This is a genomic window from Bradyrhizobium sp. BR14999 (genome assembly GCF_056106085.1).
This window is the reverse complement of sequence record NZ_CM148536.1, coordinates 1,610,667-1,631,624: the sequence shown is the minus strand read 5'-3', so window position 1 is coordinate 1,631,624 and position 20,958 is coordinate 1,610,667. Positions and strand designations below refer to the sequence as shown.

Annotated in this window: 15 protein-coding genes; 5 read left to right on the top strand and 10 right to left on the bottom strand. The window is 66.0% G+C overall.

All coding sequences use genetic code 11. The annotated features are described in order from the left end of the window. Nucleotides 1-125: 125 nt before the first annotated feature. Both hrpB and ACR9YP_RS07520 read right to left on the bottom strand, forming a co-directional pair. Nucleotides 126-2,600: an ATP-dependent helicase HrpB gene (gene hrpB, locus ACR9YP_RS07525; RefSeq protein ID WP_474219300.1), complete on the bottom strand. Its 2,475-nt coding sequence runs from the start codon at nucleotides 2,598-2,600 to the stop codon at nucleotides 126-128. Between the two features lie 127 nt (nucleotides 2,601-2,727). Continuing rightward, a complete protein-coding gene (locus ACR9YP_RS07520) occupies nucleotides 2,728-4,044 on the bottom strand; it encodes a UDP-glucose dehydrogenase family protein (RefSeq protein ID WP_438103416.1) in 1,317 nt (438 codons plus the stop codon). A 196-nt stretch (nucleotides 4,045-4,240) separates the two neighbouring features. Here ACR9YP_RS07520 and ACR9YP_RS07515 point away from each other — a divergent pair, with 196 nt between their 5' ends. From ACR9YP_RS07515 to ACR9YP_RS07505, 3 genes are all read left to right on the top strand, one after another. Beyond that, a complete protein-coding gene (locus ACR9YP_RS07515) occupies nucleotides 4,241-5,311 on the top strand; it encodes an acyltransferase family protein (RefSeq protein ID WP_474219298.1) in 1,071 nt (356 codons plus the stop codon). A 193-nt stretch (nucleotides 5,312-5,504) separates the two neighbouring features. After that, nucleotides 5,505-8,600 carry a DNA polymerase I gene (gene polA / locus ACR9YP_RS07510; protein ID WP_474219296.1) on the top strand — a complete coding sequence of 1,032 codons (3,096 nt, stop codon included), beginning with the start codon at nucleotides 5,505-5,507 and terminating at the stop codon, nucleotides 8,598-8,600. A 275-nt stretch (nucleotides 8,601-8,875) separates the two neighbouring features. Further along, nucleotides 8,876-9,511 carry a LysE family translocator gene (locus tag ACR9YP_RS07505; RefSeq protein WP_128940864.1) on the top strand — a complete coding sequence of 212 codons (636 nt, stop codon included), beginning with the start codon at nucleotides 8,876-8,878 and terminating at the stop codon, nucleotides 9,509-9,511. A 13-nt stretch (nucleotides 9,512-9,524) separates the two neighbouring features. Here the strand turns inward: ACR9YP_RS07505 and ACR9YP_RS07500 are convergent, their stop codons facing one another. After that, nucleotides 9,525-11,378 (bottom strand): feruloyl-CoA synthase, encoded by a 1,854-nt coding sequence (locus tag ACR9YP_RS07500; RefSeq protein WP_438103419.1) that lies wholly within the window; start codon nucleotides 11,376-11,378, stop codon nucleotides 9,525-9,527. Between the two features lie 151 nt (nucleotides 11,379-11,529). On the opposite strand from ACR9YP_RS07500, the gene ACR9YP_RS07495 reads away from it, so the two are divergent. Beyond that, nucleotides 11,530-12,024 (top strand): MarR family winged helix-turn-helix transcriptional regulator, encoded by a 495-nt coding sequence (locus ACR9YP_RS07495; protein ID WP_438103420.1) that lies wholly within the window; start codon nucleotides 11,530-11,532, stop codon nucleotides 12,022-12,024. A 180-nt stretch (nucleotides 12,025-12,204) separates the two neighbouring features. Beyond that, on the top strand, nucleotides 12,205-14,010 hold the full coding sequence (gene atzF, locus ACR9YP_RS07490) for an allophanate hydrolase (RefSeq protein WP_474219294.1): 1,806 nt from the start codon (nucleotides 12,205-12,207) through the stop codon (nucleotides 14,008-14,010). Between the two features lie 111 nt (nucleotides 14,011-14,121). On the opposite strand, the gene ACR9YP_RS07485 is transcribed toward atzF, so the two are convergent. The 7 genes from ACR9YP_RS07485 to ACR9YP_RS07455 form a co-directional block, all read right to left on the bottom strand. After that, the gene (locus tag ACR9YP_RS07485) at nucleotides 14,122-14,844 is read right to left on the bottom strand and encodes a GntR family transcriptional regulator (protein ID WP_438103421.1); all 723 of its coding nucleotides are present in this window, start codon (nucleotides 14,842-14,844) and stop codon (nucleotides 14,122-14,124) included. Then, a complete protein-coding gene (gene hpxZ, locus ACR9YP_RS07480; protein ID WP_438103422.1) occupies nucleotides 14,841-15,236 on the bottom strand; it encodes an oxalurate catabolism protein HpxZ in 396 nt (131 codons plus the stop codon). Before hpxZ ends, ACR9YP_RS07485 begins: the two co-directional genes overlap by 4 nt. Before the next feature lie 12 nt (nucleotides 15,237-15,248). Then, complete coding sequence (locus ACR9YP_RS07475; protein ID WP_438103423.1) at nucleotides 15,249-16,643, bottom strand: AtzE family amidohydrolase; 1,395 nt, start codon at nucleotides 16,641-16,643, stop codon at nucleotides 15,249-15,251. A 7-nt stretch (nucleotides 16,644-16,650) separates the two neighbouring features. Continuing rightward, the gene (locus tag ACR9YP_RS07470; protein WP_438103424.1) at nucleotides 16,651-16,830 is read right to left on the bottom strand and encodes a DUF4089 domain-containing protein; all 180 of its coding nucleotides are present in this window, start codon (nucleotides 16,828-16,830) and stop codon (nucleotides 16,651-16,653) included. A gap of 26 nt (nucleotides 16,831-16,856) precedes the next feature. After that, nucleotides 16,857-18,710 (bottom strand): dipeptide ABC transporter ATP-binding protein, encoded by a 1,854-nt coding sequence (locus ACR9YP_RS07465; protein ID WP_438103425.1) that lies wholly within the window; start codon nucleotides 18,708-18,710, stop codon nucleotides 16,857-16,859. 103 nt (nucleotides 18,711-18,813) lie between these two features. Further along, entirely contained in the window at nucleotides 18,814-19,713 is a 900-nt protein-coding gene (locus tag ACR9YP_RS07460) for an ABC transporter permease (RefSeq protein ID WP_438103426.1), read from the bottom strand. Nucleotides 19,714-19,717: 4 nt separating this feature from the next. After that, nucleotides 19,718-20,731, bottom strand: coding sequence for an ABC transporter permease (locus ACR9YP_RS07455; protein ID WP_438103427.1), 1,014 nt, complete (start codon nucleotides 20,729-20,731; stop codon nucleotides 19,718-19,720). Nucleotides 20,732-20,958: the final 227 nt, after the last annotated feature.

Below are 20,958 nucleotides of genomic sequence, written 5' to 3'. Positions count from 1 at the left end.
ACGCGGCGCGCCCGTCCGCGAGCGAAGGCACGCCGGGGCGCGTGTCATTTTGACGAAAAGGATGAGCGGACGGTTAATGCGGTCGCTTGAACTTCTGCCCGCCTGCGGCAGGGGGAGAGGACCTCTTACGTCCCCCGCGGCTTCGCTCGCCGGGTCGGCAGCGCGCTGGCCGGATCGTCCGGCCAGGGATGGCGCGGATAACGGCCGCGCAGGTCAGAGCGTACCGCGCTGTAGCTGCCGCGCCAGAAGCCGGGGAGATCTCGCGTCACCTGCACCGGGCGCTGCGCCGGCGACAGCAATTCCAGCACCAGCGGCACCTTGCCGGCGGCGATCGAGGGATGGGTGTTGAGGCCGAACAACTCCTGCAGCCGCACCGCGATGGTTGGCCCCTGCTCGGCTTCGTAGTCGATCGCGAGCATGGTGCCGGTGGGCGCCTCGAAATGCGTCGGCGCCTCGCGGTCGAGGCGCGCACGCATCTCCCACGGCAGCAGCGCCATCAGCGCGTCGGAGAGATCGCCGGCGGAGATGTCCTTCAGCGCGATCTTGTCGTAGAGCGCGGGGACCAGCCAGTCGTCGCGGCGCGCGATCAGTCCGTCATCGGAGAGATCCGGCCAGCTGTCGCCCTCGGCCTTGCGCAGGAACATCACGCGGTCGCGCCATTGCTTGGCGGCCTTCGACCAGGGCAGCCGGTCGAGGCCCGCGGCGATCAGGCCATCCGCGAAGATGCGCGCGGTATCCTCCGAGGGCGACACGGCAAGTGTCGCCTCGGAGAGCGTGATCGCATGGAGCGCGCGCTTGCGCCGCGCCCGCAGTGCCATGGCGCCACGATCGAAGGAGATCTCGTCGGCACTCTCGATATGCTCGGCGAAATGGCGCTCGATCTCGTCCTGCGTGATTTGCGCGGCGAGCAGGATGCGTCCGCTCGCCGCCGTTCCCGTCATTTCGCCGATCGCGATGTAGGGCGCGCGGGCAAGTGAAGAGGTCTGCTCGACGGAAGCGCCACGGCCACTGGCCAGCACGAAACCGCCATTGCCGCGGTTGCGCGCGACGCGATCCGGAAAGGCATAGGCGAGCATCAGGCCGGTGGAGAGATCCTCCTGCTGCCCCGCCGTCTCCGAGGCAGCCACCTGCGAGGCCCAGCGCCGCGCCAGGTCGCGCGCGCTCGCCGCGCGCGGCGAGCGATCGCGGCGGAACTGATCGCGCCGATGTTCGAGATCGACACTGTCGCCGCCGAGCCCACGCTCGGTGATGATCGCCGCGATCTCGGCCGCGGCCTCGCCGCTGCCTGCACGATGCGAATCCACGATCATGCGCGCCAGCCGCGGCGGCAGCGCCAGCGCGCGCAGGCTCTTGCCCTCCGCGGTGATGCGGCCGTCGCCATCGAGGGCGTTGAGCTCGGCAAGCAGGCTCTTGGCTTCCTTCCAGGCCGGCTGCGGCGGCGGATCGAGGAACGACAGCGCAGTGGGATCGGCGACGCCCCATTGCGCGAGATCGAGCACCAGCGACGACAGATCGGCGCTGAGGATTTCCGGCTGGGTGTAAGGCGTGAGCGACACCGTCTGTGGCTCGTCCCAGAGCCGGTAGCAGACACCAGGCTCGGTGCGGCCGGCGCGGCCGCGGCGCTGGTCCACCGCCGCGCGCGAGGCGCGCACGGTCTCGAGCCGGGTCAGCCCGATGTCGGGCTCGTAGCGCGGCACGCGGGCAAGACCGGAATCGACGACGATACGCACGCCTTCGATGGTGAGCGAGGTCTCGGCGATCGATGTCGCCAGCACCACCTTGCGTGTGCCCTTGGGCGCCGGCGCGATGGCGCGGTCCTGCACGGCGGCATCGAGCGCGCCGAACAGCGGCACGATCTCGATGGAAGCGTCGTGGACGCGTTCGCCGAGGAAGTTCTGGGTACGGCGGATCTCGGCGGCGCCGGGGAGGAACGCCAGCACCGAGCCGCTATCGGCGCGCAACGCCGATGCGATCGCATCCGCCATCTGCCGCTCCACCGGCGCATCCGCCTTGCGGCCGAGATAGCGCGTCTCGACCGGAAAGGCGCGGCCCTCGCTCTCGACGACGGGCGCCTCGCCGAGCAATCTTGCCACGCGCGCGCCATCGAGCGTGGCCGACATCACGAGGATGCGGAGATCCTCGCGCAGGCCGGTTTGCGCGTCGCGCGCCAGCGCCAACCCCATGTCGGCATCGAGCGAGCGCTCGTGGAATTCGTCGAACAGAACGGCAGCGATGCCGGAGAGTTCGGGATCGTCGAGGATCTGGCGGGTGAAAATGCCTTCGGTCACCACTTCGATGCGCGTCGCGCGCGAGATCTTGGAGCCGAAGCGGACGCGATAGCCGACGGTCTCGCCAGTACGCTCGCCGAGCGATTTTGCCATGCGATCGGCACTGGCGCGCGCCGCGATGCGGCGCGGCTCCAGCACGATGATCTTCTTACCCGTGGCCCAGGGCGCATCCAACAGCGCCAACGGCACCCGCGTGGTCTTGCCGGCGCCCGGCGGCGCCACCAGCACGGCCGCGTTGTGCGCTTCCAGCGTGCCCGACAAATCGTCGAGCACGGCATCGATTGGAAGGGGCGTGTCGAAGCTGCGGGGCAAGAAATCATCCCGTCGTCATGCCCGGGCTTGTCCCGGGCATCCACGTGGTCTCGCCAGCCTAGAAAACAGACGTGGATGGCCGGGACAAGCCCGGCCATGACGGATTTAGCGGATAACTAGTCCGCCATCAGCCCTGCACCGACGGGCGGCCGATGCTCTCGTAGACGAAGCCGGCGGCTTCCATGTCCTCGGGGCGGTAGATATTGCGGAGGTCGACGACGACGGGCTTTGCCATGGTCGCTTTCAGCCGGCCGAGATCGAGCGCGCGGAACTGCACCCATTCGGTGACGATGACGAGCGCTTCGGCACCTTGCGCGCAGGTATAGGCATCCTCGCAATAGGTGATGTTGGGCAGCTCGCTCTGGGCCTGCTCCATGCCGACGGGATCGAACGCCTTCACGGTTGCGCCCATGTCGATCAGGCCGGTCACCAGCGGGATCGACGGCGCATCGCGCATGTCGTCGGTATCGGGCTTGAAGGTGAGGCCGAGCACCGCGATGGTCTTGCCGCGCAGCGAGCCGCCGAGCGCCTGGCTCACTTTGCGCGCCATCGCGCGCTTGCGGTTCTCGTTGACCGCGAGCACGGATTCGACGATGCGCAGGGACACGTCGTAGTCCTGCGCGATCTTGATCAGCGCCTTGGTGTCCTTCGGGAAGCACGAGCCACCGAAGCCGGGACCCGCATGCAGGAATTTGGTGCCGATGCGGTTGTCGAGGCCAATGCCGCGCGCGACCTCCTGGACGTTGGCGCCGGCTTTTTCCGAGAGATCGGCGATCTCGTTGATGAAGGTGATCTTGGTCGCCAGGAACGCGTTGGCGGCGTATTTGATCATCTCGGCGGTGCGGCGCGCCGTGAACATCAGCGGCGCCTGGTTCAGCGACAACGGACGATAGATGTCGCCCATCACCTTGCGGCCGCGCTCGTCGGAGGTGCCGACCACGATGCGGTCGGGGAATTTGAAGTCGCGGATCGCGGCGCCTTCGCGCAGGAATTCGGGGTTGGAGGCGACGACGACGTCGGCCGACGGATTGGTCTCGCGGATGATGCGCTCGACCTCGTCGCCGGTGCCGACCGGCACGGTCGACTTCGTCACCACGATGGTGAAGCCGGTGAGCGATTGCGCGATCTCACGGGCGGCGGCGTAGACATAGGACAAATCGGCGTGACCATCGCCGCGGCGCGAGGGCGTGCCGACCGCGATGAAGACGGCATCGGCCTCCGCGACCGGCTTGGACAGGTCGGTGGTGAAATCCAGCCGCTTGGCTTTCACATTGTTCGCCACCAGCTCGTCCAGCCCGGGCTCGTAAATCGGGATTTCGCCGCGATGAAGGCCAGCGATCTTCTTCTCGTCCTTGTCGACGCAGGTGACGTCGTGACCGAAATCCGCAAAGCAGGCCCCGGACACCAGTCCCACATAGCCCGTGCCGATCATCGCGATGCGCATGAAAATCCCTGTTTTAGATTGGTTAATGAACCCCCGACGCTGGGGCGGTTTAGCATTTTCCTGAGGGGAGGGAACAGTGGCGCATACAAAAAAGCGGTCCGGAAATTGAACCGGTAAAGAAGTCTGAAACCGCAAGGCGCCACACTGCCCCGCTGACGGACAGGGACTGGCGGAACACGCCTCAAAAAGGGACATCATGGCACGATCAGGCACAATCGCTGCGGGCGGGCGTTCCAAGGCCCCTTCTGCCGTGCGTGTCGACTGGGTCGACTACGCCAAGGGCATCTGCATCGTCATGGTCGTGATGATGCATTCGGTGCTCGGGGTCGAACTCGCCGCCGGACAGACCGGCTTCATGCATGTCGCCGTGGCCTTCGCAAAGCCGTTCCGGATGCCGGATTTCTTCCTGATTTCGGGCCTGTTCCTGTCCCTGGTGATCGACCGAGACTGGCGAACCTATCTCGACCGCAAGGTGGTGCATTTCGCCTATTTCTATGTCGTCTGGGTGACAATCCAATTCGGCTTCAAGGCGCCGGCCTTCGCGGCAGAAACGAGCTGGCGCGAGGTTGGCCTCTTGTACCTCGAATCCTTCATCGAGCCGTTCGGCACGCTGTGGTTCATCTATCTGCTGCCGATCTTCTTCGTCGTCACAAAACTGACACGCAAAATCCCGCCGCTCGCGATCTGGATCATAGCCGCCGCGCTGGAGACGGCACGCGTCACGACCGGCTGGACCGTCATCGACGAGTTCTGCGCGCGCTTCGTTTATTTCTATTCAGGCTATCTGTTCGCGCCTTACGTGTTCGCCCTGTCGGATCGCGCACGGAAGCATCCGGTCCTTGCGCTTGCAGCGCTCGCGACCTGGGCGCTGGTCAATGCCGGGCTGGTCACATTCGGCGCCAGCGAATGGAAGATCGTCTCGCTCGTGCTGGGCTTCGCCGGCGCCTGCGCCATCATCACGATGGGCACGCTGCTCGCGCGCGCGCAGTGGCTGAATTTCCTCCGCTTCTGCGGCGAGCATTCGATCGTGATCTATCTCGCCTTCTTCCTGCCGATGGCGGCGACGCGGACGCTGCTGCTGCGCACGGGCATCATTGCCGATATCGGCACGGTGTCGCTGGTCGTCACGGTTCTCGGCGTGCTCGGGGCGCTCGCGATCTGGCAGGTCGCGCTGCGGCTCAATGCACACTTCCTGTTCGAGCGCCCGGACGCGTTCTGGATCGCGCCGAGGAAAACGACTGGGGCGGTGTTGCAGGCGGCGGAGTAATCGAGATCGCTGTCGTCGCCCCGGCTTGACCGGGCGACCCAGCATCCCAGAGACAGTCGTCATCGACCGATAGGCCGCGGCGTACTGGATTCCCCGCATTCGCGGGGAATGACAGTGGGGATAGTGGCGCCAGCGAGCCAAAAATCCGCCTTCCAAGGCTGTCAAAGCCCGCAAAAATTCATACATTGCGGCCATGCCCAAAACCGCACCCAAAACGTCCCCGAAGACCACCGCCAAAGCTGAAACCAAGGCTGCCGCGGCCAAGGCGGCCGCCGAGAGCAAATCCGCTGCTGCCAAAGCTGCTGCCAAGCCGGTCGCGGCGAAGGCGGCCGGCAAGGGCGACCATGTCTTCCTGGTCGACGGTTCCTCCTACATCTTCCGCGCCTATCACGCGCTGCCGCCGCTGAACCGCAAGTCCGACGGCCTCCAGGTCAACGCCGTGCTCGGCTTCTGCAACATGCTGTGGAAGCTGTTGCGCGACATGCCCGAGGACAACCGGCCGACGCATCTGGCGATCATCTTCGACAAGTCGGAAATCACTTTCCGCAACAAGATCTATCCCGAGTACAAGGCGCACCGGCCACCGGCGCCTGACGATCTGATCCCGCAATTCGCGCTGATCCGCGAGGCCGTGCGCGCCTTCGACCTACCCTGCCTGGAACAGGTCGGGTTCGAGGCGGACGATCTGATCGCGACCTATGTGCGGCAGGCCTGCGAGCGCGGCGCGAGCACGACCATCGTGTCCTCCGACAAGGACCTGATGCAGCTCGTCACCGATTGCGTCACCATGTACGACACCATGAAGGACCGCCGCATCGGCATCCCCGAGGTGATCGAGAAATTCGGCGTGCCTCCGGAGAAGGTGGTGGAGGTGCAGGCGCTCGCCGGCGATTCCACCGACAACGTGCCTGGCGTGCCCGGTATCGGCGTCAAGACCGCGGCACAGCTGATTACCGAATATGGAGACCTCGACCAATTGTTGTTCCGCGCCGGCGAGATCAAACAGCCGAAGCGGCGCGAGGCGCTGCTCGAGAACGCGGAGAAGGCACGGATCTCGCGGCAGCTCGTGCTGCTCGACGACAAGGTCGAGCTCGAGGTACCCCTCGATGACCTCGCCGTCCACGAGCCGGATGCACGCAAGCTGATCGCCTTCCTCAAGGCGATGGAATTCACGACGCTGACTCGGCGCGTCGCCGACTATTCGCAGATCGATCCCGCCAACGTCGATGCCGATCCCGGCTATGCCAAGGGCGCCAGCGTATTCTCGCCGCTGCCGCCCTCGGATGTCGTGCCCGCGCCGGGAACCGGCACGCCGGCGCAAGCTGCTCCGCGCGAGCGCAACAAATCGGCGAGCAAGGAGGACAAAGCCGCGAGCCCGAAGGGTGCGCCGATCTCGCTGGCCGCCGCGCGCGAAGAGGCGCTGCGCAAGCTTCCAGTCGAGCGCGGCAAGTATCAGGCGATCAAGACGCCTAATGAGCTCAACGCCTTCATCGCCCGCATCCATGACGTCGGCCATGTCGCGATCGAGACGAGAGCGAACTCCATCAATCCGATGCAGGCCGATCTCTGCGGCATCGCACTGGCGGTAGCGCCAAACGAGGCCTGCTACGTGCCGCTCGCGCACAAGCAATCCGGCGGCGGCGCCGGCCTGTTCGACGCGGGCCTGGCACCCGACCAGGTCAAGCACGACGACGCGATCCAAGCGCTGCGGCCGGTGCTGGAATCGTCAGGCATCCTCAAGATCGGCTTCGACGTCAAGTTCACCGCGGTGATGCTGGCACAGCACGGTATCACCTTGCGCAACATCGACGACGCGCAACTGATCTCCTACGTGCTCGATGCCGGCCGCGGCTCGCATGCGATCGAATCGCTGTCCGAGCGCTGGTTCGGCCATGCCATGCTGAAGGAGAACGAGCTGCTCGGCAGCGGCAAGGGCAGGATCACCTTCGACCAGGTGCCGATCGACAAGGCCGCGCCGCTGTCGGCGGAAGGCGCCGACATAGCCCTGCGCGTCTGGCGCGTGCTGAAGCCGCGCCTCGTCGCCGAGCACATGACCACCATCTACGAGACGCTGGAACGGCCGCTGGTATCCGTGCTCGCACGCATGGAGCGGCGCGGCATCTCGATCGACCGTCAGGTGCTATCGCGGTTGTCGGGCGAATTCGCCCAGACCGCAGCACGGGTCGAAGCGGAGATTCAGGAGATCGCAGGCGAGCCGGTCAATGTCGGCAGCCCCAAGCAGATCGGCGACATCCTGTTCGGCAAGATGGGACTGCCAGGGGGCAGCAAGACAAAAACCGGCGCATGGTCGACCACCGCGCAGGTGCTCGATGAGCTCGCCGAGCAGGGCCACGACTTCCCGAAGAAGATTTTGGAGTGGCGCCAGGTCTCGAAGCTGAAATCGACCTATACCGACGCGCTGCCGACTTACGTCAATCCACAGACCCATCGCGTCCACACCACCTACGCGCTGGCCGCGACCACGACCGGCCGGCTGTCGTCGAACGAGCCGAACTTGCAGAACATCCCGGTGCGCACCGAGGACGGCCGCAAGATCCGCCGCGCCTTCGTCGCAACGCCCGGGCACAAGCTGGTCTCCGCCGACTATTCGCAGATCGAGCTGCGGCTGCTGGCGGAGATCGCCGACATTCCCGTGCTGAAGCAGGCGTTCCGCGACGGACTCGACATTCACGCCATGACGGCGTCGGAAATGTTCGGCGTCCCGATCAAGGGCATGCCCAGCGAAATCCGTCGCCGCGCCAAAGCGATCAATTTCGGTATCATCTACGGCATCTCGGCGTTCGGCCTCGCCAACCAGCTCGGTATCGCGCGCGAGGAGGCCTCGGCCTACATCAAGAAATACTTCGAGCGCTTCCCCGGCATCCGCGCCTATATGGACGAGACGCGCGACTTCTGCCGCAACCACGGCTACGTCACCACGCTATTCGGCCGCAAATGCCACTACCCTGACATCAAGGCCTCCAATGCCTCGGTGCGCGCCTTCAACGAGCGCGCCGCGATCAACGCGCGGCTCCAGGGCACTGCCGCCGACATCATCCGCCGCGCCATGACGCGGGTGGAGGATGCGCTGGCCAAGAAGAAGCTGTCGGCGCAGATGCTGCTCCAGGTGCATGACGAATTGATCTTCGAGGTGCCCGACGCCGAGGTCGAGGCGACGCTGCCCGTCGTGCAGCACGTGATGCAGGACGCCCCGTTCCCGGCCGTGCTGCTGTCGGTGCCGCTGCATGTCGACGCGCGTGCCGCGACGAACTGGGACGAGGCGCATTAAGCTCTTTCTTCACCTCTCCCCGCTTGCGGGGAGAGGTCGGGTCGCCCCCGGCGATGCGGAGCATCGTCCCGCGCGATCCGGGTGAGGGGGTATAGGCCTCTCGGCGACCTCATCCGTGGAGAGAGGCCCCTCACCCCAACCCTCTCCCCGTAAGAACGGGGCGAGGGAGCGCACCGTGTGCGCAGCGAGAACCTAATTGTCCTCCGTGCAATTGCGCGATGGCCTCACCGCGTCTCGCATATTAGAACCATCGCGTTCTCCGCACCGGTTCACCCATGCCCCACACCCCCGCCCTGCTCGGCTTTGCCCTCGTCTGCCTCGGCCTCGTGCTCACGCCCGGGCCGAACATGATCTACCTGATCTCGCGCTCGATCACGCAGGGGCCGGCGGCGGGCATCGTCTCGCTCGGCGGCGTGGCGCTGGGCTTCGTGTTCTACATGCTGTGCGCGGCGTTCGGCATCACGGCGCTGCTGCTCGCCATTCCCTTCGCCTATGACGCGCTGCGCTTCGCTGGCGCCGGCTATCTGCTGTGGCTCGCCTGGCAGGCGGTGAAGCCGGGCGGGCGCTCGCCGTTCCAGGTCAGGAAGCTCGCGATCGACAGCCCGCGCAAATTGTTCGCGATGGGCTTCGTCACCAACCTGCTCAATCCGAAGATCGCGATGCTGTATCTGGCGCTGCTGCCGCAGTTCATCGATCCCACCGCCGGCAGCGTGCTGACACAGTCGGTGGTGTTAGGGGCGATCCAGATCGCGATCAGCGTCAGCGTCAATGCGATGATCGCGCTCGCGGCCGGATCGATCGCGCTGTTCCTGGCGAGCCGGCCGAGCTGGATGCTGGTGCAGCGCTGGCTGATGGGCACGGTGCTGGCCGGGCTCGCGGTGCGGATGGCGGTGGAAGCGAAGAAGGTGTGAGGAGAGCGCCCGGTCAAGCACAGCCAACCCACTCCGCCGGTTCATCATCATTCAACCGCGCCACCGCATCGGCGCGGCGCGTCAGCACGGCGCGCTGGTTGATGTAGCCCTTGTCGGTGATCTCGCCGCCGTCGACCGACGGCGGTTCGGCGAGCAGTAGCGCGCGCGTGGCATGGCCGGAGGAGTTGCCGCTCTGCTGTTTCAGCCGTGCCAGACCCTGCGCGATCGCGGTCCTGACCTTGTCATGTGCCAGCACGTCGTTCACAGTTGCCGTCTCGTCCAGCCCGGCATGGGCGCGGCAGGCAGCGATATTCGGGAACACCAGGAAGCGCACCTCATCGCCGCCATGGCCGGTGACGACGATGTCCTGCGCGAGCGGCGCCAGCGCGGCTATGCCGGCGACGCGCAGCGTGCCGACGCTGACCCAGGTGCCGGAATTGAGCTTGAAATCTTCCGCGACGCGACCATCGAAGAACAGGCCGCGCTCGGGCCGCTTTGCGTCGGCAAACTTCACGGCGTCGCCGATGAGATAGAAGCCTTCTTCGTCGAACGCCTGCTTCGTCAGCTCCGGCGCCTTCCAATAGCCCGGCGTGACGTTGGGACCGCGCACGCGCACCTCCAGCTTGTCAGCGGAAGTGACGAGCTTGAGCTCGGTGCCGGGAATAGGCACGCCGATATTGCCCGAGCGTTGTGCGAGGAAATGGCAATCGGTCGCGAGCGGGGAAGTTTCGGTCGAGCCCCAGGCCGAGACCATCGGCAACGCACGGCCGACGGTCTCGATGGAAAGCTGCTCCAGCGCATCCCACAGATTCTGCGGCAGCGCGGCGCCGGCATAGAACGCGAACTTCACCTCGCCGAAGAAGCGGCGGCGCAGCTCCTCGTCGCCGCGGAGGGCCGCGATCAGCATGTCGAAGCCGCGTGGCACGTTGAAATAGACCGTCGGCATCACGCTTCTTAGATTGGCGAGTGAGGTCGCAAACAGGCCCGGAGCCGGTTTGCCGCCGTCGATATAGAGCGAGCCGCCATTGCGCAGCACGAGGTTGAAATTGTGATTGGCGCCGAAGGTGTGGCTCCAGGGCAGCCAATCGAGGATCACGAGATCGCCGCGGCCCGGTTCGAGGAACGTCCAGGTCTGCGCCTTGGCCTGCTGGCTCGAGGTCAGCATGCGCTGGGTGTTGATGACCGCCTTGGGCGTACCGGTCGAGCCCGAAGTGAACAGCAATTTTGCGATCGTGTCCGGCGTCACCGCGGCGAAGGCTTTTGCGACGTCGGCCGTTTCAGGCGTCGCCGCAATGGTGCGGAACGACAGCGCGTCGGCATCGTCGGCATTGCCGCTGATGATCTGCGCCGTGTGCAGCGGCCTGATCGCATCTAGCGCCGCGGCAAATGGCTTCATCGCGGAGACATAGATCGCGCCTGGCTCGAGCAGCGCGATCATGCTCCTAAGCTTGTCAAAGTCTTTCGACATCAGCGAATAGGCGGGCGAGATCGCCGCCGTGGGCACGCCGACATGCTGCGCGGCAAGCGCGAGCAGCGCATGATCGATGCTGTTGTCGGAGAGGATGGCGAGCGGGCGCTCGGCACTGAGGCCCTGCGCCAGGATCCAGGACGCGGCCGCCCGCACCTGCTGCAGCGCCTGCGCATAGGTGACGGTGGTCCAGGGCGCTTCGGCGCTGCCGCGCTCGGCGAGGAAGATGGTATCAGGCGTTTGCCGCGCCCATTGCTCCAGCCAGTCGCCGGTGCAGCGCGCGCTCTCGCCAAGCGGCTCGGGTGAACGCAGCACGATGCTGCCGTCGGCGCGATGCTCGGCGACGGTTCGGGGTGTTGCGAACAGGCTCGCAGCATCACCGCGTGAGGCGACTGTCATCGGGTTTCCTCCTCGCCCCGGATCCGGGATCGGCCGCAGCCTCGTTCCGGGCTGCTTCGGCCATAATGTTGGGCACGACAATTGTTGTCGTCAACAACAATCTTTCACCCCGAGCGTCGAAGCGCTAAGGTCGGGCGGAGGGAGACACAATGTGACAACCAGCGCGGCCCAGACGTCCCCACGCAAACGCGCCGGCAACGGCGCTGCGCAGCGGAACGACGCCGACGAGATCGGCCTCGACGCACTGGTCGGCCACGCCGGCTATGCGGTGCGGCGCTTCCAGATCTGGATCTTCCAGGACTTCATCAAGACGCTCGGCGAGGTCGACATTAGGCCGACGCAATATTCGGTGCTGACGGTGATCGGCGCCAATCCGGGCCTGTCGCAGATGGCGGTGGCCAAGCGCCTCGGCATCGAGCGCGCCCGGCTGGTGCATCTGCTCGACAGCCTCGAACGGCGCAGATACGTGAAGCGGATCAAGTCGAAGACGGACCGGCGCTCGCACGCGCTGCACCTCACCGCGCCGGGCGCGGCGGCGCTGGCCAAGTTCAAGCGCCTCGCGGCCGAACACGAGCGGCATGTCGAGGCGAAGCTCGGCAGGGAGAATAGGCAGCACCTGCTCCGGATCCTCGCCGACTTTACCTGATCTCGGCTGCCCACAATTTAAGCAGATGCCTGCAACCGAGCGCTTGAGCTCGGCCTCCAGCTCTCCGCAAGCCACTGATCTCACGATAATATCCGGAGCACCCGCCCTGCCCTGACGCTGTACACAATGGCACATCGCTTGCTTCAAGCCGGGTAAACCAGTTGCCGGAGTTTTGTCGCCATGGGGGCTGAGCAGCCTGAAACGATCGCCGCGATTGTGGCCGCGCATCGCGCGGGCACCCTGACGCCGGCGCAGACGGTCGCACGGACCTATCAGCGCATCCGCGACCATAACGATCCCGCCGTGTTCATCAGCCTGCGCGACGAAAAGGACGCAGTCGCGGAAGCCGAGAGACTTGCCACGAAGGATGCCGCGAGCCTGCCGCTCTATGGCGTGCCGGTTGCGGTGAAGGACAATATCGACGCGCTGGGATTTCCGACCACCGCAGCCTGCTCGGCCTTCTCCTACACGCCGACGCGCGACTCCACCGCGGTCGAGCGCCTGCGCGCCGCCGGCGCCATCATCATCGGCAAGACCAATCTCGACCAGTTCGCGACCGGCCTCGTCGGCGTGCGCTCGCCCTACGGCATTCCCAGGAATGCGATCCGCGAGGATCTCGTTCCCGGCGGCTCGAGCTCGGGATCGGCGGTCGCCGTCGGCGCGGGGCTGGTGCCGCTGTCGCTCGGCACCGACACCGCCGGCAGCGGCCGCGTGCCGGCGATGCTCAACAACATCGTCGGGCTGAAGCCGAGCCTCGGCATGATCTCGACCGCGGGCCTGGTGCCCGCCTGCCGCACGCTCGACTGCATCTCGATATTCGCCTTGACGGTCGACGACGCAGCGCTGGCGCTCTCCGTAATCGCGGGGCCGGACCAGGCCGATCCGTTCTCGCGCGACCGGCCGCTGGGGCCGATCACGCCGTTCCCGGCGAATTTGCGCCTGGGTGTGCCGCGCAACGGACAGCTGATCTTCTTCGGCGACAAGAAAGTGGAAGCCGCTTACAGCGATGCGCTGAAGCGCTGGACCGCCCTTGGCGCGACACTGACTGAGTTCGACCTCGAGCCATTCTACGAGACCGCGCGGCTGCTCTATGAAGGACCATGGGTCGCCGAGCGCTACCTCGTGATCAAGGATCTGCTCGCGTCCGCACCCGATGCAATCCATCCGGTGACGCGCGAGATCACGGCGGCCGGCGCGCGGCTGAACGCGGCGGAGACCTTCTCCGCGCTCTACCGCCTGCAGGGCCTGCGCAAGGTCGCCGAGCGCACTTTTGCGCATGTCCACGCGCTGGTGCTGCCGACGGCGCCGACCGCTTATACGACCGCGCAGGTGCTGGCCAATCCGATCGAGCTCAACAGCCGGCTCGGCACCTACACCAACTTCGTGAACCTGCTCGATCTCTGCGGTCTTGCCGTGCCGGCTTCGATGCGCGCGGACGGCATTCCATTCGGCATCACGCTGCTCGCCCCCGCAGGATGCGACGCGCTGCTCGCGAGCATCGGCCGTGTGTTCCATGCGGATACGAAGCTGAGTCTCGGCGCACAGCGCGTGGCGCAAGCACCGCTCGCGCCGCTTCCCGCAAGCAGCGGCGACGAGATTCCGATCGCAGTGGTCGGGGCGCATCTCTCCGGCATGGCGCTGAACGGCGAATTGAAGACCCTGAGCGGGCGCCTGATCGAGGCGACCAAGACAGCGCCCGACTACAAGCTCTACGCGCTCAAGACCACACCGCCGAAGCCGGGCCTGCTCCGCGTCGAAGCCGGCAAGGGCGCCGCGATCGAGCTGGAGATCTGGTCGCTGTCGTCGTCCGCCTTCGGCAAGTTCGTCAATGCGATTCCCGCGCCGATGGCGATCGGCACGATCCGGCTCGCCGATGGCCGCAGCGTGAAGGGCTTTCTCGTCGAGCCTGAGGTGCTGGGCGAGGCGCGCGATATCACGGCGTATGGTGGCTGGCGGAAGTATATGAAGGAAGCCGCGACGGCTTAGGTGCCGTAGGGTGGGCAAAGCGAAGCGTGCCCACCATCACCATCAAATAGGAAAGACGGTGGGCACGGCGCTTTGCGCCTTTGCCCACCCTACGGCACCGCGCGCGCCGCCCTACACCGACACCGCGTAGATCTCATACTCGCCGCGCACCAATTCGATGTGCGCGCGCATGGCTGCCGCTGCCCCCTGCTTGTCGCCGCGCATGATGGCGACGACGACGCGGTCATGCTCGGCTTGCGATTTGGCGAGGCGACCGAGATTGCGGAACTGGGCGCGGCGGAACGGCTGCACACGCACGCGCGTGGCGAGCGTGATCTCGGCGATGTAGCCGTTCTGCGATCCCGCATAGATCGCGTTGTGGAAGCGCTCGTTGACCTCGTGGAAACGCTCGGGATTGCCGGCATAGCTCAGCACCCGCAGCTCTTCGTGGATCGCTTCCAATCCATGTCGCTCGGCGGCGGACATGCGCTCGGCGGCAAGGCCGGCGCACAGCGCCTCGAGCTCGGCCATCGCCTCGAACATGCTCTTGAGACGCTCGATCGAGGGCTGCGCCACCACCGCGCCACGATGGGCGCGCGCTTCGACGAGGCCGCTCGCCACCAGCTGGCGCAACGCCTCGCGCACCGGCGTGCGCGAGACGCTGAACCGCCGCGCAATGTCGGTTTCGTCCAGCGGTGCACCGGGAGCCAGTGTTCCGCGCACGATCTCATCGGCGAGCTGAAGTCGCAGTTCCTCGGCGCGCGTGACCTTGTGCACCGACGGCGAAGGACGGTCGACGCGCGGCACCACCGGCTCGGCCGGCAGCGTGCCCTGCGGAAAGTCGTCAAGCGTCATACGGTCTCTTTCGGCTCGTCGATGATGCTGACATGAGCGGCGACGACGCGCCAGCCCTCGGGGAAACGAATCCACGTCTGCATCTGCCGGCCGACCTTGCCGGGAGCCGTGTCGCGATAGAACAAGGTGGAGGCCACGGCCGTGTCGCGGCCATAGCTCGTAATTACGGTCTTCGCAGTCCGCCGGTTCAGACCGACCGGCGAGCGGCCGGCGCGGAAGCCCGAGATCGCCTCATAGCCATAGAGGTTCTCGCCGATGCCGTAGCGCAGCGTGCGGGGATCGTTGCGGAAGAGCTCGCCGAGCACGACGACGTCGTTGCTGACGAGGGCCTGCTCATAGCGCTCGAATGCGGCTTTGACTTCCGCGATCACGTCGGGGAGATCGATCTCCATCTCAAATTCCTCTTAAAGTCCCCTTGGCGACAGCGCCGATGCCACGCCCATCTTCTCCAATGCGTGCGCGACGCGGAGCGCGATGTCCTCGCGCCAGGGCGCGGCGATGATCTGCACGCCGATCGGCAACGGCTCGAGCGGCACCGGCACGGCGACGACCGGCAGGCCGATGAAGGAGATCGGCTGGGTGTGGATGCCGATATTGGCGCGCACCGGCAGCTCGACGCCGTCGAGCGTGAAATTCACCTGGCCAAGCTTCGGCGCGGTGCACGGCGTTGCCGGCGCAAGCAGCACGTCGACAGACTTGAAGATCTCGGCGAGCTGAGTGCGATACCAGCGACGGAATTTTTGCGCGCGGTCGACCAGCGGCGCCGGCACCATGGCGCCGGCGATCAAGCGGTCGCGCACGGCCGGATCGAAGTCATTCGGGCGCTTGCGCAGGCGGTCGAGATGCAGCGAAGCGCCCTCGGTGGTGGTGATGACATAGGCCGCCGCACGGGCGCGCGAGGCTTCGGGGACATCGACGACCTCAGTCGCGCCGAGCGCCTTGGCAATGCGGCTGACGGCTTCGACAGCTTCGGGAAACACGTTCTTCTGAAAGTGCCCGCCTGCGATCGCGATGCGCAGGCCTGAGATGGACTCGCCGAGCAGCGGCGCCACCTGTTCGACGCCACGCGTGGTGCAGGCGCCATCGTCGGCATCCGGTCCCTGCATGACGTCGTAGGCGAGTGCGAGGTCGGCGACCGAGCGTGCGAGAGGGCCGAGGTGATCGAGGCTCGCGACAAACGGGAACGAGCGCGCGCGCGACAGCCGGCCATAGGTCGGCTTCAGGCCAAAGATGCCGCAGAACGAGGACGGCACGCGGATCGAGCCGTTGGTGTCGGAGCCGAGCGCGATCGGCACCAGCGCGCCGCCGACGGCGCTACCGGAACCGCCCGACGAGCCGCCGGTCATCCGCGTAGTGTCATGTGGGTTGCGCGATGGACCGTCATGGATGTTCTCGCCGGTGAAGTCATAGGCGTATTCGCCCATGTTGAGCGCGCCGACCAGCACGGCGCCGGCCGCTTCCATCCGCTCGATCAGCGTCGCGTCGCGTTTGGCGGGCGTAAGGTCGCGGTTGATCTTCGAGCCGGCGCGCGTGACGACGCCCGCGACATCGAACAGGTTCTTCACCGCGAAGGGCACGCCGGCGAGCGGGCCGACTTTCTTGCCCGCGGCGATATCGGCATCGATCGCGCGCGCCTTGGCACGGGCGCGGTCGGCGGTGACGTCGGTGAACGAATTGAGGATGGTGTCGTGCTGCTTGATGCGCGCGAGAGCTGCATCCGTCGCAGCGAGCGCCGACATGCTGCCGCCTGCAACCGCGGTCGCGATCTCGGAGGCCGTCATCTCTGGCTTGGTGGTCATGGCGATGTCAGGCCGTGAAAATCGGCGCCGGCTCGGTCTCGTCCGGCAGCGCGAATTCGTCGACGAGGCGGCCAAGCCGCAGCGAGACTTCGAGGTTGGCGCGCACCGCAGGCCTCCAGGCCCCCTCGACCGGCAGTGCCAGCGCTTTCGATACGGCGTCGATATAGTCGTCCAGCGGTTCGGCCATCGCTCTCTCGAACAATCAGTGCACTCTTAGTGTATCTGCAACGGCGGATGCGGGATCGCCGTCAGCAGCTCTTTGGTGTAGTCGTCCTGCGGATCGCTCAAGACCTGCTCGGAAGAGCCCTCTTCGACGATCCGACCCGTCCGCATCACAATGACACGATCGCACAACAAGCGCACCACATTCAAATCATGCGAGACGAACAGATAGCTCATACCTAGCCGCGCCTTGAGGTCCTGAAGCAGGTTCAGCACGACGGCCTGCACCGAGACGTCCAGCGCTGCCGTCGGCTCGTCGAGGATGACGAGCTTGGGATGCAGCGCGATGGCACGGGCGATGCCGATTCGGGCTTTCTGGCCGCCGGACAGTTGGTGCGGGAAGCGGTCGAGCAGGTTGTGCGGCAGGCCGGCCATGGTCGCCAGCTCCTCGCAGCGGGCGCGGAGCGCGTCGCGGCCCCTGATGTCGCCGAGCTGCAGAATGGGATCGACGATGGCGCGCGCGGCGGTGAAGCGCGGGTTGAGGCTGTCGGTCGGGTCTTGGAACACCATCTGGATCCGGCTGCGCTGCGGCAGCCGGGCGAAGCTGGCAGGCGCGATGCTGCCGATGTCCTCGCCGTCGAACTGGATCAGGCCAGAGGTCTGGTCCAGCAGGCGCATCACCATCATCGACGTCGTCGATTTGCCGCAGCCGGACTCGCCGACGAGGCCGACGCTCTCGCCAACGCCAATCGAGAAGCTGATGCCGTCGACGGCGCGGAACACGTCCGGCTCCACCGGCGGTTTGCGACCGAACAGTTTTCCGAGCACGGCGGTCGCGCCCTGGCGGGGATACTCTTTCACGAGCTTTTCGATGCGGAGGAGAGGCATCTTCTCCCCGCTTGCACTGGTGTGCTCCCTCTCCCCGTTCTTCACGGGGTCGCGACGAGCTTCGCTCGCGCTGAGAGCGTTGGGGTGAGGGGCTGCTTCCACGACCGCGGTGCTGGGAGAGTCCCCCTCACCCGCCGCACTTCGTGCGTCGGCCTCTCCCCGCACGCGGGGAGAGGCGAAGGACACGCCCTCTTCTTCCGGCAAGAGATCGCGCAAGGACACACCGAGCCGCGGCGTCGCGCGCATCAGCTTCTTGGTGTAGGGGTGCTGGGGGCTTGCGAAGATGTCGGCAGCTTTCGCGGTCTCGACCACGCGACCCTTCTCCATCACCACGACGCGATCGCAATAGGCTGCGGCGAGGCCGAGATCGTGCGTGATCAGGATGGTCGACATCGCGCGGCGTTTTGTAAGCTCGACGATCAGATCCATCACCGCCTTCTGCGTGGTGACGTCCAATCCGGTCGTCGGCTCGTCCGCGATCAGCAGCTGCGGGTTGCAGGCCAGTGCCAGCGCGATGACGACGCGCTGGCACATGCCGCCTGACAGCTCGAACGGATAGGCGTGGTAGCGCTCGCGCGGGCGGGCGATCTTGACCTGCTCCAGCGCCTCGATCGCCTTCTCGCCGTGATCGGCGACCTGAGCCTGCTGCACATGGGTGCGCAAGACGTCCTCGATCTGGTCGCCGACCTTGCGGATCGGATTGAGCGCGGCGCGCGGGTTCTGGAAGATCATCGAGACTTCGCGCCCGCGCAGATCGCGCATCTGGTCCTCGGTCGCGGCCTTGACGTCGATGCCGGAGAACATCACCGAGCCCTCGGCGATCCGCCCCGCGCGGTCGAGGATGCGCATCACCGCATAGGAGGTCACCGATTTGCCGGAGCCGGACTCGCCGACGATCGCCAGCGTCTCACCCTTTGCGACGGCGATATTGACGTGCTGCACCGCCTTCACGATGCCGCGGCGGGTGGTGAATTCGACGGTGAGGTCCTGGACGTCGAGCAGGGGCTGGGCGGTCATGAGGGCCTCCCAAACAAAAATGGCAAAAACAACCCCATGCACAGTAGAACGGGATTGAAATCATTGGAGAATTTCTGCGGCAAACTTGGACCTACGCTAGCCATCACGTCCTCCGCTGGGGATCGACGATGTCGCGCAGGCCGTCGCCGAGAAGGTTGAAGCAGAACACGGCGATCATCAGCGCGAGGCCGGGGAATAGCGCGATCCACCATTCGCCTGAGACCATGAAGCCCGCGCCTTCGGCGACCATGATGCCCCATTCGGCGGTCGGCGGGCGTACGCCGAGACCGATGAAGGACAGACCGGCAGCATTGAGGATGGCGTAGCCCATGGTCAGCGACATCTGCACGATCATGATCGGCATGATGTTGGGCAGGATGTGCACCAAGAGGATGCGGAATTCGCCGTTGCCGGACAGGCGCGCGGCCTGCACGAAGCCGGCGTTGCGGCGGACATTGGCCTCGGCGCGCGCGACGCGGGCATAGAGCGGGAAGTTCACGATGGCGGTGGCGAGGATGATGTTCTGCACGGTGTTGCCGAGCGCGGCGACGATGCCCATCGCCAGCACGAACAGCGGGAAGGCCATGATGGTATCGGCGATGCGGCCGACGATGCGGTCGGTCCAGCCGCCGAAATAGCCGGCCGCGATGCCGGCGAGGCCGCCCATCAGGAACACCAGCGCGACGGAGGCAATCGCGATGAAGGTGTCGAGCCGGCTCGCGACGATGACGCGGCTGAAAATGTCGCGGCCCAACTGATCGGTGCCGAACCAGTGCGCCGCGGACGGCGGCTGCAACGTCGCCGCGGTGTCGGAGGCCAGTGGATCGTAGGGCACCACATAGGGACCGAAGACCGCGGCGGCCAGGATCAGGATCAGCAGCGCAAAGGCAAAGCCCGTGACCTTGTTTTCGCTGAGGACATAGCGCGTCTGTTCGAGGATTGCCGATAGCCCCGAGGTGCGCGCGGGATCGACGGGCTCAATTGTGGGCGCGACCGTGCTCATCGGGTTAGCCCTCCAGCCTGACGCGCGGATCGATCACGCCGTAGAGAATGTCGATGATCAGGTTGAGCAGCACGTACATGACAGCCATGGTCAGCACGAAGCCCTGCACCGGCGCGAAGTCGGACGAGATCAGCGCTTCCACCGCATAGGAACCGATGCCGGGCCAGGCGAACACTTTCTCCACCAGCACGTTGGCGCCCAGAAGGAACGAGAACACCATGCTGAGCGTGGTGATGACGGGCAGCATGGCATTGCGGAAGGCGTAGGTGACGATGACGGTCGACGGCGACAGGCCGCTGGCGCGCGCGGTGCGGACGAACTCGGAGGCGAGCACCGCCAGCATCGAGGCGCGCGTCATGCGCGCGATCGGCGCCAGCGAGAAGATCGCAAGCGTGGTCGCCGGCAGGATCAGCTGGCTCAGCGCCGAGCGGAACGCCTCGACGTCCCGCGCGAGCAGGGTGTCGATCAGATAGAAACCTGTCACCGTCGGCGGCGCGCTGTAGAACACGTCGAGCCGGCCGAGCGGTGCCGGCGACCAGCCGAGCCGGAAATAGAAGACATAGACCAGCACGAGGCCGGTGAAGAACACCGGCAGCGACACGCCGGCCGTGGTCGTGACGCGGCAGAGATGATCGATCCATGATCCCGGCCGCGTCGCCGCCAGCACGCCGAGCGGGATGGCGATCACGACCGAGACCAAGAGGCCGAGCAGCGTCAGCTCGGCGGAGGCCGGCAGGCGATTGCGGATTTCGGTCGCGACCGGCTGGCCCGTGGTCAGCGAGTTGCCGAAATCGCCATGGGCGAGGTCGTTGGTATAGCGGAAGAACTGCTCGATCAGCGGCCGGTCGAGGCCGAGTTTTTTCCGGATCTGCTCGACGGCTTCCTTGGTCGCGGCGGGACCGGCGAAGTACGCCGCGGGATCACCTGGCAGCGCGCGCGTCAACAGGAAGGTCACGATGACGACGCCTATCAGCGAGGGAATCGCGAACATCAGGCGCTTGCCGATCATGGTGAGCATGGCGCGCTCCTTTTGAGTGAACAAAGGGACGCTCTCGCCGCGCACACCGCTGCGCCCCCTCTCCCCTTGTGGGAGAGGGTTGGGGTGAGGGGTCGCCACAAGCGAGGTCGGAGTTCGCGGCTACCCCTCACCCTGCCCCTCTCCCACAAGGGGAGAGGGAATGAGAGAGTAGTGCCCATCTCACTTGAGCAGGCGGTATCGAAAGACGTGGACATGTCGCTCGCGCC

What these genes read in the sequence shown, in the direction of transcription:
- ACR9YP_RS07485 (WP_438103421.1), bottom strand. Translation starts at nt 14,844, where the DNA reads ATGACGCTTGACGACTTTCCGCAGGGCACGCTGCCGGCCGAGCCGGTG.
- polA (WP_474219296.1), top strand. Translation starts at nt 5,505, where the DNA reads ATGCCCAAAACCGCACCCAAAACGTCCCCGAAGACCACCGCCAAAGCT.
- ACR9YP_RS07500 (WP_438103419.1), bottom strand. Translation starts at nt 11,378, where the DNA reads ATGACAGTCGCCTCACGCGGTGATGCTGCGAGCCTGTTCGCAACACCC.
- ACR9YP_RS07470 (WP_438103424.1), bottom strand. Translation starts at nt 16,830, where the DNA reads ATGGCCGAACCGCTGGACGACTATATCGACGCCGTATCGAAAGCGCTG.
- ACR9YP_RS07475 (WP_438103423.1), bottom strand. Translation starts at nt 16,643, where the DNA reads ATGACCACCAAGCCAGAGATGACGGCCTCCGAGATCGCGACCGCGGTT.
- ACR9YP_RS07515 (WP_474219298.1), top strand. Translation starts at nt 4,241, where the DNA reads ATGGCACGATCAGGCACAATCGCTGCGGGCGGGCGTTCCAAGGCCCCT.
- hpxZ (WP_438103422.1), bottom strand. Translation starts at nt 15,236, where the DNA reads ATGGAGATCGATCTCCCCGACGTGATCGCGGAAGTCAAAGCCGCATTC.
- ACR9YP_RS07505 (WP_128940864.1), top strand. Translation starts at nt 8,876, where the DNA reads ATGCCCCACACCCCCGCCCTGCTCGGCTTTGCCCTCGTCTGCCTCGGC.
- ACR9YP_RS07465 (WP_438103425.1), bottom strand. Translation starts at nt 18,710, where the DNA reads ATGACCGCCCAGCCCCTGCTCGACGTCCAGGACCTCACCGTCGAATTC.
- ACR9YP_RS07520 (WP_438103416.1), bottom strand. Translation starts at nt 4,044, where the DNA reads ATGCGCATCGCGATGATCGGCACGGGCTATGTGGGACTGGTGTCCGGG.
- atzF (WP_474219294.1), top strand. Translation starts at nt 12,205, where the DNA reads ATGGGGGCTGAGCAGCCTGAAACGATCGCCGCGATTGTGGCCGCGCAT.
- ACR9YP_RS07455 (WP_438103427.1), bottom strand. Translation starts at nt 20,731, where the DNA reads ATGCTCACCATGATCGGCAAGCGCCTGATGTTCGCGATTCCCTCGCTG.
- ACR9YP_RS07460 (WP_438103426.1), bottom strand. Translation starts at nt 19,713, where the DNA reads ATGAGCACGGTCGCGCCCACAATTGAGCCCGTCGATCCCGCGCGCACC.